The following is a 12,516-nucleotide window of genomic DNA, read 5'->3' as shown; positions in this document are numbered from 1 at the left end:
TGGGCGGGGTCGGCGGGCGTCAGCGCCCGTTGAAGGCGTCCTTCAGCCGGGAGAACAGCCCCTGCTGCCCGGGCGCGAAGTGCCCGGAGGGCCGCTCCTCGCCGCGCAGCGCGGAGAGCCGGCGCAGCAGCTCCTCCTGCTCGGGGTCGAGCTTGGTGGGCGTCTGCACCTCGACATGCACTATCAGGTCGCCCCGGCCGCCCCCGCGCAGGTGGGTGACGCCGCGCCCGTGGAGCGGGATCGACTGGCCGGACTGGGTGCCGGGCCGGATGTCGACCTCCTCCAGCCCGTCCAGGGTCTGCAGCGGCACCTGGGTGCCGAGCGAGGCCGCGGTCATCGGGATGGTGACGGTGCAGTGCAGGTCGTCGCCGCGGCGCTGGAAGGTCGGGTGGCTGGTCTCGGCGATCTCCACGTACAGGTCGCCGGCCGGGCCGCCGCCGGGGCCGACCTCGCCCTCACCGGCCAGCTGGATCCGGGTGCCGTTGTCCACGCCCGCGGGGATCTTGACGGTCAGGGTGCGGCGGGCCCGGACCCGGCCGTCGCCGGCGCACTCGGGGCACGGGGTGGGGACCACGGTGCCGAAGCCCTGGCACTGCGGGCACGGGCGGGAGGTCATGACCTGGCCCAGGAAGGACCGGGTGACCTGGGAGACCTCGCCCTTGCCGCGGCACATGTCGCAGGTCTGCGCCGAGGTGCCGGGGGCCGCGCCCTCGCCGCTGCAGGTGGTGCAGGTAACGGCGGTGTCGACCTGGAGTTCCTTGGTGGTGCCGAAGGCGGCCTCCTCCAGGGTGATCTCCAGCCGGATCATCGCGTCCTGGCCGCGCCGGGTCCGCGACCGCGGGCCGCGCTGGCCGCCGGCGGCGCCGAAGAAGGCGTCCATGATGTCGGAGAAGCCGAAGCCCGCCGCGCCCGCGCCGAAGCCGCCGCCCCCGCCGTTCGGCGAGAGCGGGTCGCCGCCGAGGTCGTAGACCTGCCGCTTGGCGGGGTCGGAGAGCACCTCGTAGGCGGCGTTGATCTCCTTGAACCGCTCCTGCGTCTTCGGGTCCGGGTTGACGTCCGGGTGCAGTTCGCGGGCAAGGCGTCGGAACGCCTTCTTGATCTCGTCCTGCCCCGCGTCCCGTCGGACGCCGAGTACCGCGTAGTAGTCCGTGGCCACCAAATGCTCCGCTTGTTCCGCCTGTAGAAAGTGCCTGGGTATGAAGTCGGCCCGCCGGTCGGGCGGGGCCCTGGTGCTACGACTCGGCCAGGATCTGCCCCACGTACCGTGCCACCGCACGTACTGCCCCCATGGTGCCGGGGTAGTCCATCCGGGTCGGCCCGATCACGCCGAGTTTGGCCACGCTCTCGTCGCCCGAACCGTAGCCGACCGAGACCACGGAGGTGGAATTCAGGCCCTCGTACTCATTCTCCCGGCCGATCCGCACCGTCATCCCGCCGTCGGCCGCCTCGCCGAGCAGGCGCAGCAGGACCACCTGCTCCTCCAGCGCCTCCAGCACCGGCTGGATGGTCAGCGGGAAGTCGTGCCCGAACCGGGTCAGGTTGGCGGTGCCCGCCAGCATGATCCGCTCCTCGTTCTGCTCCACCAGGGACTCGAAGAGGGTGGAGAGCACGGTGGTGACCACCGGGCGGTCGGCCGGTTCGAAGGAGGAGGGCAGGTCCTCGACCAGGGCGGGGACGTCCGGGAAGCGGCGGCCGCCGGCCCGGGCGTTCAACCGCACCCGCAGGTCGGCCAGGGTGCTCTCGCGCACCGCGGACGGGCAGTCCACCAGCCGCTGCTCGACCCGGCCGGTGTTGGTGATCAGCACCAGCATGATCTTGGTCGGGGCCAGCAGCACCAGCTCGACGTGGCGCACGGTGGACCGGGTCAGCGAGGGGTACTGGACCACCGCGACCTGGCGGGTCAGCTGGGCGAGCAGGCGCACGGTGCGGGCCACCACGTCGTCCAGGTCGACCGCGCCGTCCAGGAAGTGGCGGATGGCGCGGCGCTCGGGCGGGCTCATCGGCTTGACCTCGGCCAGCCGGTCGACGAACAGCCGGTAGCCCTTGTCGGTCGGGATCCGGCCGGCGCTGGTGTGCGGCTGCTGGATGTAGCCGTCCTCCTCGAGGGTGGCCATGTCGTTGCGCACGGTGGCCGGGGAGACCCCCAGGTTGTGCCGCTCGACCAGGGCCTTGGAACCGACCGGCTCCTCGGTGCCGACGTAGTCCTGGACGATGGCGCGCAGCACGGCGAGCTTGCGCTCGTCCAGCGAGTGGCCGGTGGCGCGGGGGGTGGCCGGCCGGGCCGGGCGGGCGGCCGGAGGGCGCGCGGCACGCGGCGTGCCGCCGGCCCCGGGGGCCGCAGCACGGCCGGCGTTGTCCGCGTCGGACACGGGTTCGTCGAACACGGCACGCACCTCCCTCTTCGCGCGTTGTCCAGGTACCGGGCCCTGCACCGCCGGGTACCGTCCGTTCATCGGCTGGCACTCTGCACCGATGAGTGCCAGAACCGTACCTGCCAGTGTACGGCCCGGGTCCGACCGCAGGAACGCCCCGGCCCCGGATGCCGCACGGATCACGTGTCGCACCGCCCGAGGGTGGTGCCCGGCGGCGGGCGAAGTGGCAGCATCGAAAGCGACTCGGACCGAGCACTCGGTCCGGCGAGACGGAGGATCCCCAGATGTCGGCTTCCGGCCCCCACACCCGATTCGCCCCCGACCGCGGTCTGACCAGCCGGATGGTCGTGACCATGTTCGTGCTCGGGCTGCTCTTCGTCGTGTTCACGGGTGCACTGATCGTGCTGCTGCGGGGGGCCTGGCCGCTGGTGGTGCTGGTCGCCGGCGGGCTCTTCGTCGCCCAGTTCTGGTTCAGCGACAAGATCACCGAGATGGCGATGGGGGCGCACGAAGTTACCCCCGAGCAGTTCCCGCAGCTGCACGGCACCATCGACCGGCTCTGTGCGCTGGCCGACATGCCCAAGCCGCGGGTCGCGGTGGCCGACAACGACATGCCCAACGCCTTCGCCACCGGCCGCAACGAGAAGAACGCGGTGGTCTGCGTGACCACCGGCCTGCTGCGCCGCCTGGAGCCGGAGGAGCTGGAGGGCGTGCTGGCGCACGAGCTCTCGCACGTGGCGCACCGGGACGTGGCCGTGATGACCATCGCCGGCTTCCTCGGCGTGCTGGCCGGCCTGATCACCCGCTTCGCGCTGTACAGCGGCATGTTCGGCGGCGGCAACCGCAACGACAACAACGACAACAACGCGATCGTGCTGATCGCGGTCATCGCGGTGTCGACGGTGGTGTACGCGATCAGCTTCCTGCTCACCCGGCTGCTCTCCCGCTACCGCGAGCTGGCCGCCGACCGGGCCGCCGCCCAGCTCACCGGGCGGCCCAGCGCCCTGGCCTCGGCACTGACCAAGGTGACCGGGCAGATCGCCGCCATCCCCACCGAGGACCTGCGCAAGTCGCAGGCCTACAACGCCTTCTACTTCGCCCCCGCGCTCAGTGCCAAGGAGGTGGGCGCCCAGCTGATGTCGACCCACCCCTCGCTGGAGGAGCGGCTGGAGCAGTTGGGCAAGATCTCCGCCGAGCTGGGTCGCTGAACCCGCCCCTATACCCGAGGAAGGACCGACTGTGGGATTCCTGGACGCCCTGCTCGGCCGCAGCAAGCCGGTCAAGCCCGACCTGGACCAGCTCTTCGGCGTGCCGTCGGCCGCGCTCACCCTGGAGGCGGCCGCCGGCTTCACCCCGACCGGGTTGGGCTCGGTCTGCTTCGCGGCGGTGGAGGGCGGTGCCTTCACCGAGGTGCAGCGGCAGGTGCGGGCCCTGCTGGACGCCGACACGCCCAACGGCGGCGTGCCGGTGGAGGCCAGCCGGGACGGGTACGGCTACTCGTGGCTGCTGGCCCGGCACACGCCCGAGGAGCTGCCGGACCTGGTGAACGACCTGCACGCGGTCAACAGCGAGCTGGAGGCCAACGGCTTCGGGCCGCAGCTGCTCTGCTCGCTGGTCGGCTTCCGCAACGCCGAGGGGCAGTCGCTGGCGCTGGTCTACCTCTACAAGCGCGGCACCTTCTACCCCTTCGCACCGATGCCCGGCGGCGGGGAGCGGCGCAACAGCCCGCTGGAGCTGCAGGTCAAGGCGATGCTGGGGAACGACCTGCGGGTGGAGTCGGACCTGAGCCGCTGGTTCCCGGTCTGGGGCGCGCCCGGGCTCTGACGGGGCGTCCGTTCTTCCTATAGTTCGGTCCATGCGCAGCCGAGAGTACGGACCCGACCTGACCCCGCCGTGGAAGCGGCAGACCCCCGCGCCCGAGGTGCCCGCCGAGCGGGGCCTGGTGGTGGAGGAGGCGGCCGGCGGCTTCTGCGGCGCGGTGCTGCGCTGCGAGAAGACCGCCGAGGGGTTCACCGTGACCCTGGAGGACCGGCACGGCAGGCTGCGGGTCTTCCCGCTGGTGCCACGCGGCTTCCTGCTGGACGGCAAGCCGGTCACCCTGGTCCGCCCCGCCGCCCCGGCGCCGGCCTCCCGGGCCCCGGGGCGGACCGCCTCCGGCTCCCTCGCGGTCCCCGGCGCCCGGGCCCGGGTGGCGCGCGAGTCGCGCATCTACGTGGAGGGCCGGCACGACGCGGAGCTGGTCGAGCGGGTCTGGGGCGACGACCTGCGGATCGAGGGCGTGGTGGTCGAGTACCTGGAGGGCATCGACGACCTGCCCGCGATCGTGGCCGAGTTCGCCCCCGGCGAGGGGCGGCGGCTGGGCGTCCTGGTCGACCACCTGCTCCCCGGCACCAAGGAGCACCGGATCGCGAGCCAGGTGACGGGTTCCTCGGTCCTGGTGGTGGGTCACCCGTTCATCGACATCTGGCAGGCCGTCAAGCCGGGCAGCGTGGGCATCCCCGGCTGGCCCGAGGTCCCCTACGAGGAGGACTGGAAGCAGGGCACCTGCCGCCGCCTCGGCTGGCCGGTGGACACCCCGGCCGCCTGGAAGCGGATCCTGGCCTCGGTCAACTCCTTCAGGGACCTGGAGCCCACCCTGCTGGGACGGGTGGAGGAGCTGATCGACTTCGTGACGGCGGCTCAGGAGTAGGTCTGGAAGTCTCCCAGTGCCGTAAGGACAATCAGTCCACCACGTCACGCACCACCGCGTCCGCCAGCAGGCGCCCGCGCAGGGTGAGGGCGGCGCGGCCCTCGGCGTAGGGGACGGGGTCGAGCAGGCCGTCGGCCAGCGCCTGCTCGGCGGCGCGCAGGCCGGCCGCGGTGAGCAGGTCCAGGGGGCAGCCGGCGGACAGGCGCAGTTCGAGCAGGATCCGCTCGACCCGGCGGTCCTCGGGGGTGAGGAGCTCGCGGCCCTGGGCGGGGGTGTGGCCCGCGGCGAGGGAGCGGGCGTAGGCGGCGGGGTGCTTGGCGTTCCACCAGCGGACCCCGCCCACGTGGCTGTGCGCGCCGGGGCCCGCGCCCCACCAGTCGCCGCCGGTCCAGTAGAGCTCGTTGTGCTTGCAGCGCCCGGCTTCGGTGGTGGCCCAGTTGGAGACCTCGTACCAGGTGTAGCCGGCCGCGGCCAGCGCCTGCTCGGCGATCAGGTAGCGGTCGGCGTGCACGTCGTCGTCCACCCTCGGCAGCTCGCCGCGTTTGATCCGGCCGGCCAGCCGGGTGCCCTCCTCGACGATCAGCGAGTAGGCCGAGACGTGGTCCGGGCCGGCCCCGATCGCGGCGGCCAGCGAGGCGCGCCAGTCCTCGTCGGACTCGCCCGGGGTGCCGTAGATCAGGTCCAGGTTGACGTGCTCGAAGCCGGCCGCGCGCGCCTCGGCCACGCAGGCCTCGGGGCGGCCGGGGGTGTGGTGGCGGTCCAGCACCTTGAGCACGTGCGGCCGGGCGCTCTGCATGCCGAAGGAGATCCGGTTGAAGCCGCCCTCGCGCAGCTCGGCCAGGTAGGCCGGGGTGACCGACTCCGGGTTGGCCTCGGTGGTCACCTCGGCGTCCGGGGCGAGCCCGAACTCCTCGCGGACGGCGGCCAGCATCGCCACCAGGTCGCGGGCCGGCAGCAGGGTCGGGGTGCCGCCGCCGAGGAAGACGGTGCGCACCGGCAGGTCGGCCTCGCCCAGCACCCGGCGGGCGAGGCGGACCTCGGCGACCAGGTTGGCGGCGTAGGTCTCCTGCGAGGCGACCGCGCCGGAGCTGTGCAGCTCGGTGGCGGTGTAGGTGTTGAAGTCGCAGTAGCCGCAGCGGCTGGCGCAGTACGGCACGTGCAGGTAGAAGCCGAACGGCCGCTCCCCCAGCTGGGCCAGGGCGTGGTCGGGCAGCGAACCGTCGGACGGCACGGGTTCGCCGTCGGGAAGTGCGGAGGGCATGGCTCCATTGTCCGGTACGGCCGCCGGTCCTCCGACGGCCGTACCGCGGCGCGGTGCGTCAGGCCTCGTTGGCGCCCGAGTACATCCCGGCCACCGCGTCGGCGTAGGTCCGCTCGACCACCGGGCGCTTGATCTTCAGGCTCGGGGTGAGTTCGCCGTGCTCGATGTCGAGGTCGCGCGGCAGCAGGGTGAACTTCTTGATCGTCTGCCAGCGCTGCAGCTCACCGTTGAGGCGCTGCACGAAGCCGTCGATCAGGCTGTGCACCTCGGCGGTGGCGACCACCTCGGCGTAGCTCTTGCCGGCCAGCCCGTGCTCGGCCGCCCACGGCATGATCACCGTCTCGTCCAGCGCGATCAGCGCGGTGCAGTAGTTGCGGCCGTTGCCGATCACCAGGATGTTGCTGACGAACGGGCAGACCGCCTTGAACTTGCCCTCCACCTCGCTCGGCGCCACGTACTTGCCGCCGGAGGTCTTGAACATGTCCTTCTTGCGGTCGGTGATCCGCAGGAAGCCGTCCTTGTCCAGCTCGCCGATGTCGCCGGTGTGGAACCAGCCGTCCGCCTCCAGCACCTCGGCGGTCTGCTCGGGCAGGTCGTGGTAGCCGCGCATCACGCCCGGGCCGCGCAGCAGGATCTCGCCGTCCTCGGCGATCCGCGCCTCGGTGCCCGGCAGCGGCAGGCCCACCGTGCCCACCCGGACGTCCTCGGCCCGGTTCACCGAGGAGCCGGCGCTGGTCTCGGTCAGGCCGTAGCCCTCGAGGATCGGCACCCCGGCGCCCAGGAAGAAGTAGCCGATCTCCGGGGCCAGCGCGGCGCTGCCGGAGACCGAGCCGCGCATCCGGCCGCCGAACGCCGCCCGGATCTTGGCGTACACCAGCTTGTCGGCGAGCGCGTGCTGCAGCCCGAGGCCGAACGGCACGCTCTCCCGGCCGGTGGCGATCCGGTTGCGCTGCGCGGTCTGCGCGTGCTCGCGGGCCACCTTGGCGGCCCACATGAAGATCTTGTACTTGGCGCCGCCCTCGGCTCTGGCCCGGCCCGCGATGCCGTTGTAGACCTTCTCGAAGATCCGCGGCGCGGAGGCCATCAAGGTCGGCCGGACCACCGGCAGGTTGTGGATGATGCGGTCCACCCGGCCGTCCACCGCCATCACGTGACCGGTCGCGATCTGACCCGAGATCAGCGTCTTGCCGAAGACGTGCGACAGCGGCAGCCACATGAACTGCACGTCGTCCTCGCGCAGCAGGCCGCACTCGGCCTGGGCCACGCCCTCGTAGGCCCAGCAGTCGTGCACCAGGCGCACGCCCTTGGGGCGTCCGGTGGTGCCGGAGGTGTAGATGAGGGTGGCCAACTGCTCGCGGTCCAGGGCCGCCACCGCGGTCTCCACCGCGTCCGGGTGCTCCTTGAGGTGGGCCGCGCCGCGCTCCTCCAGCTCGGCCAGGGTGAGCAGCTCGACGCCCGGGGCCTCGGGGAGCTCGGCGGGCGCGTCGAACAGCACCACGGTGGCGAGCTCGGGCAGTTGCTCACGCTGGGCCACCGCCTTGGCCAGCTGGGCGGCGTTCTCGGCGAACAGTGCACGGCTGCCGGAGTTGGCCAGGATGAAGGCGGTCTCGTCGGCGTTGGTGCTCGGGTAGACCGTGGTGGTCGCGGCGCCGGCGCACATGTTGCCCAGGTCGGCGAGGATCCACTCGACCCGGGTCGAGGAGGCGATCGCCACCCGGTCCTCGGACCGGATGCCCAGGGCCATCAGGCCGGCCGCGATGTTCCGTACCCGCACCGCGGTCTGCGCCCAGCTCAACGAGCGCCACTGCTCGGCCCCGGGGGCGCCGTCGGCGGCGTGCTCGTCGACCGGGACCGGGAACCGGTACGCCTCGTCGTCCGGGGTGGCCTCTACCCTGCTGAGGAAAAGGTGGGCGACCGAGGCCGGACGCCCCGTGATCTTGTCGGAGGCGAGGGCGGACTGCACTGAACTCAACGAGACCTCCGGAGGACCAGGTGGCCGAGGGTGGACGCCGGGCGGGGGTGGGGGAAAGCACCGCCGACGACTTGTTAACCGACCAGTAACTGACTGGCGAGTAACAAGGTTGCCGACAGCCTAGGCCCAACGAGCGCCGGTGTTAAGAGGCAATGGTGCTCTGGCACCCCGCCGGACGACCAGTGCAGACCCCGCTGGGGCGGGGTTCGGCAACAGGAGGCTACAAGTTCGGGGCCAGATCCACGAGAGTCCCCTGACCCGTCAGTAGAAGTACGAAAATGAGGGTGCGAATCCTCCTGACGACAACGAGAGTGTCCGAGTGCTGATCCGACTCCTCAAGGCCCACCTCGGGCCTTACAAACAACCGATCGCGGTGCTGGTCCTGCTCCAGCTGATCGCCACCATCGCCGCGCTCTACCTACCCACGCTCAACGCCGACATCATCGACAGCGGGGTGATCAAGGGCGACACCGGCTACATCGTGAAGACCGGCGGCCTGATGATCGCCGTCACCGTGGCCCAGGTCATCTGCTCGGTCGGGGCCACCTTCTTCGGCGCCCGCACCGCCATGGCGATGGGCCGCGACATCCGGGCCTCCGTCTTCGACCGGGTGCAGCGGTTCTCCGGGCGCGAGCTCGGCCAGTTCGGCGCGCCCTCGCTGATCACCCGCACCACCAACGACGTCCAGCAGGTCCAGATGCTGGTCCTGATGACCTTCACCCTGATGGTCATGGCGCCGATCATGTGCGTGGGCGGCATCATCATGGCGCTCAACCAGGACGTGCCACTCTCCGGCCTGCTGGTGGTGCTGGTCCCGCTGCTCGGCGCGATCGTCACCGTCCTGGTGCGCAAGCTGCGCCCGGCCTTCCGGGGCATGCAGACCCGGATCGACGTGGTCAACCGGATCCTGCGCGAGCAGATCACCGGTATCCGGGTGATCCGCGCCTTCGTCAAGGACGGCCACGAGAAGCAGCGCTTCGGCGGCGCCAACGACGACCTGACCGAGGTCTCGCTGCGCACCGGCCGGCTGATGGCCTTCATGTTCCCGGCCGTCATGTCGGTGGTGAACATCTCCAGCGTGGCCGTGATCTGGTTCGGCGCGCAGCGGATCGCGAGCGGCGGGATGCAGATCGGCGCACTGACCGCCTTCCTCTCCTACCTGATGCAGATCCTGATGAGCGTCATGATGGCCACCTTCATGTTCATGATGGTGCCGCGCGCCGAGGTCTGCGCCGAGCGCATCGTCGAGGTGCTGGACACCGACACCAGCGTGCTGCCGCCCACCGCCCCGGTCACCGAGCTGCGCGCGCACGGCCACCTGGAGCTGCGCGGCGCCGACTTCCGCTACCCGGGCGCCGAGGCCTCGGTGCTGCGCGGGATCGACCTGACGGCCCGTCCGGGCGAGATCACCGCGGTGATCGGCTCCACCGGCAGCGGCAAGACCACCCTGCTGGGGCTGGTCCCCCGGCTGTTCGACGTCACCGACGGCGAGGTCCTGGTCAACGGCGTGGATGTGCGCGAGCTCGACGCCGCGCTGCTCTCCCGGACCGTCGGCCTGGTGCCGCAGAAGCCGTACCTCTTCTCCGGCACCATCGCCAGCAACCTGCGCTACGGCCGCCCGGACGCCTCCGAGGACGAGCTGTGGGCGGCGCTGGCGACGGCGCAGGCCAAGGACTTCGTCGAGAAGCTGGACCTCGGCCTGGAGGCCCCGGTCGCCCAGGGCGGCAGCAACTTCTCCGGCGGCCAGCGCCAGCGCCTGGCGATCGCCCGCACCCTGGTCCGCAAGCCGGAGATCTACCTCTTCGACGACTCCTTCTCGGCCCTGGACTACGCGACCGACGCCAGGCTGCGCGCCGCGCTGGCCGCGGAGACCGCCGAGGCCACCGTGGTGATCGTGGCCCAGCGGGTGTCCACCATCCGCGAAGCCGACCGGATCATCGTGCTGGACGAGGGCGCCGTGGTCGGCACCGGCACCCACCACGAGCTGATGGCCGACAACCCGACATACCGGGAGATCGTGCTCTCCCAGCTCACCGAGCAGGAGGCGGCGTGACCACCCCGCAGACGTCCGCCCCCCAGAAATCGGGTTCCCAGGAGGCCGCCGCCCGGCGCGGGCCGGCCGGTCCGGGCCGCTTCATGGGCGGCCAGGGCACCGAGAAGTCGCTGGACTTCAAGAACAGCAGCCGGCGCGTGCTCGGGCTGCTGCGCCCCGAGCGCGCGGCGCTGACCGGGATGCTGGTGTTCGGCGCGCTCAGCGTCGGCTGCGCCGTGGGGGGGCCCAAGCTGCTCGGCGACGCGACCAATGAGGTCGTCAAGGGCGCGCTCGGCAAGCTGATCCCGAGCCAGGCAGCGCTGGACCACGCCATCAGCGGCGGCGGCAAGCAGGCCGAGCTGCTGCGGGCAGCGCACTTCACCCCCGGCCAGCAGATGAACTACGACGCCATCGGCCGGATCCTGCTGGTGGTGCTCGCGGTCTACCTCGCCGCCGCCGTCTTCGGCATCGTCCAGGGCCGCCTCGCCGCCCGGGCGATCAACAGCACCGTCAACCGGCTGCGCGCGGACGTGGAGGCCAAGCTCACCCGGCTGCCGCTGAGCTACTTCGACAAGCAGGCCCGCGGCGAGGTGCTCAGCCGGGTCACCAACGACATCGACAACATCGGCCAGTCCATGCAGCAGAGCATGGGCCAGGTGGTGAACTCGCTGCTCACCATCGTCGGCGTGCTGGTGATGATGTTCTGGATCTCCTGGCTGCTCGCCCTGATCGCGCTGGTCTCGGTGCCGATCTCGGTCATGGTGGCGACCCGGGTCGGCAAGCGGGCCCAGCCGCAGTTCGTCGCCCAGTGGCGGACCACCGGCGAGCTGAACGCGCACATCGAGGAGATGTACACCGGCCACACGCTGGTCAAGGTCTTCGGCCGACAGAAGGAGGCGGCCGAGGTCTTCCGGCAGGAGAACGAGGCGTTGTTCGCCTCCAGCTTCCGGGCGCAGTTCATCTCCGGGCTGATCCAGCCCGCGATGATGTTCGTCGGCAACCTCAACTACGTGGCCGTCGCGGTGGTCGGCGGTCTGCGGGTGGCCTCCGGCGCGCTGTCCATCGGTGACGTGCAGGCGTTCATCCAGTACTCGCGCCAGTTCAGCCAGCCGCTCAGCCAGGTGGCCAGCATGGCCAACCTGGTGCAGTCCGGGGTGGCCTCGGCCGAGCGGGTCTTCGAGCTGCTGGACGCCGAGGAGCAGTCCCCCGAGCCGCAGCACCCGGAGCGCCCGGCCGAGCTGCGCGGCCTGGTCAGCTTCGAGGACGTCTCGTTCCGCTACGAGCCGGACACGCCGCTGATCGAGGACCTCTCGCTCAAGGTCGAGCCCGGCCACACGGTGGCCATCGTCGGCCCGACCGGGGCCGGCAAGACCACCCTGGTCAACCTGCTGATGCGGTTCTACGAGGTCAGCGGCGGCCGGATCACCCTGGACGGGGTGGACATCGCCGCGATGTCGCGCGAGGAGCTGCGCTCGGGCATCGGCATGGTGCTCCAGGACACCTGGCTGTTCGGCGGCACCATCGCGGAGAACATCGCCTACGGCGCCACCGGCGCCACCCGCGAGCAGGTGGTGGAGGCGGCCAGGGCGGCGCACGTGGACCGCTTCGTGCGCACCCTGCCGGACGGCTACGACACGGTGCTCGACGACGAGGGCACCGGCGTCAGCGCCGGTGAGAAGCAGCTGATCACCATCGCCCGGGCCTTCCTGGCCCAGCCCAGCATCCTGGTGCTGGACGAGGCGACCAGCTCGGTCGACACCCGCACCGAGGTGCTGATCCAGCGCGCGATGGCCCGGCTGCGCAGCGGCCGGACCAGCTTCGTGATCGCGCACCGGCTCTCCACCATCCGGGACGCCGACGTGATCCTGGTGATGGAGAACGGCTCGATCGTCGAGCAGGGCACCCACCAGGAGCTGATCGAGGCCGAGGGTGCGTACGCCCGGCTGTACCAGGCGCAGTTCGCCCAGGCGGTGGCGGAGGCGGACTGACGCCCCGTCGCACGGCGAAGGGCCGCCACCCGCGTGCTGCGGGTGGCGGCCCTTCGCCGTGCCGACCTCCTTCTTGGCGTCCTTGGGAGCCTCTTCGTCGGTGGACAGGGCGGCGATGAAGGCCTCATGCGGGACCTCGACCCGGCAGACCATCTTCATCCGCTTCTTGCGCTCCATCTGCTACTCGACGCGCTTCCGCTTG

Annotated in this window: 9 protein-coding genes; 5 read left to right on the top strand and 4 right to left on the bottom strand. The window is 71.5% G+C overall.

Translation table 11 applies throughout. From position 1 onward, the window contains the following. Nucleotides 1–19: 19 nt before the first annotated feature. Entirely contained in the window at nt 20–1,156 is a 1,137-nt protein-coding gene (gene dnaJ, locus C7C46_RS29600; RefSeq protein ID WP_110673003.1) for a molecular chaperone DnaJ, read from the bottom strand. A gap of 76 nt (nt 1,157–1,232) precedes the next feature. Next, nucleotides 1,233–2,246 (bottom strand): heat-inducible transcriptional repressor HrcA, encoded by a 1,014-nt coding sequence (gene hrcA / locus C7C46_RS29595; RefSeq protein ID WP_110673047.1) that lies wholly within the window; start codon nt 2,244–2,246, stop codon nt 1,233–1,235. Nucleotides 2,247–2,656: 410 nt separating this feature from the next. Between hrcA and htpX the strand changes: the two genes are divergently transcribed. From htpX to C7C46_RS29580, 3 genes are read left to right on the top strand one after another with little or no spacing between them, the layout of a single operon-like run. Next, a complete protein-coding gene (gene htpX, locus C7C46_RS29590) occupies nt 2,657–3,580 on the top strand; it encodes a zinc metalloprotease HtpX (protein ID WP_110673002.1) in 924 nt (307 codons plus the stop codon). Between the two features lie 31 nt (nt 3,581–3,611). Continuing rightward, the gene (gene pspAB, locus C7C46_RS29585; protein WP_110673001.1) at nt 3,612–4,196 is read left to right on the top strand and encodes a PspA-associated protein PspAB; all 585 of its coding nucleotides are present in this window, start codon (nt 3,612–3,614) and stop codon (nt 4,194–4,196) included. A 31-nt stretch (nt 4,197–4,227) separates the two neighbouring features. Next, nucleotides 4,228–5,061, top strand: coding sequence for a DUF3097 domain-containing protein (locus C7C46_RS29580; RefSeq protein WP_110673000.1), 834 nt, complete (start codon nt 4,228–4,230; stop codon nt 5,059–5,061). A 31-nt stretch (nt 5,062–5,092) separates the two neighbouring features. On the opposite strand, the gene hemW is transcribed toward C7C46_RS29580, so the two are convergent. Next, entirely contained in the window at nt 5,093–6,322 is a 1,230-nt protein-coding gene (gene hemW / locus C7C46_RS29575) for a radical SAM family heme chaperone HemW (RefSeq protein WP_110672999.1), read from the bottom strand. Between the two features lie 58 nt (nt 6,323–6,380). Beyond that, entirely contained in the window at nt 6,381–8,294 is a 1,914-nt protein-coding gene (locus C7C46_RS29570; protein ID WP_425470141.1) for an AMP-dependent synthetase/ligase, read from the bottom strand. Between the two features lie 319 nt (nt 8,295–8,613). Between C7C46_RS29570 and C7C46_RS29565 the strand changes: the two genes are divergently transcribed. Beyond that, nucleotides 8,614–10,347 carry an ABC transporter ATP-binding protein gene (locus C7C46_RS29565; RefSeq protein ID WP_110672998.1) on the top strand — a complete coding sequence of 578 codons (1,734 nt, stop codon included), beginning with the start codon at nt 8,614–8,616 and terminating at the stop codon, nt 10,345–10,347. 83 nt (nt 10,348–10,430) lie between these two features. After that, nucleotides 10,431–12,314 carry an ABC transporter ATP-binding protein gene (locus C7C46_RS29560; RefSeq protein ID WP_110673045.1) on the top strand — a complete coding sequence of 628 codons (1,884 nt, stop codon included), beginning with the start codon at nt 10,431–10,433 and terminating at the stop codon, nt 12,312–12,314. Nucleotides 12,315–12,516 lie beyond the last annotated feature (202 nt).

Origin of the sequence: Streptomyces tateyamensis (assembly GCF_003205575.1) — a bacterium.
Taxonomy (GTDB): Bacteria; Actinomycetota; Actinomycetes; order Streptomycetales; family Streptomycetaceae; genus Kitasatospora; species Kitasatospora tateyamensis.
Note: the sequence above shows the minus strand (reverse complement) of the source record. Positions and strands in the feature narration are given on the sequence as shown.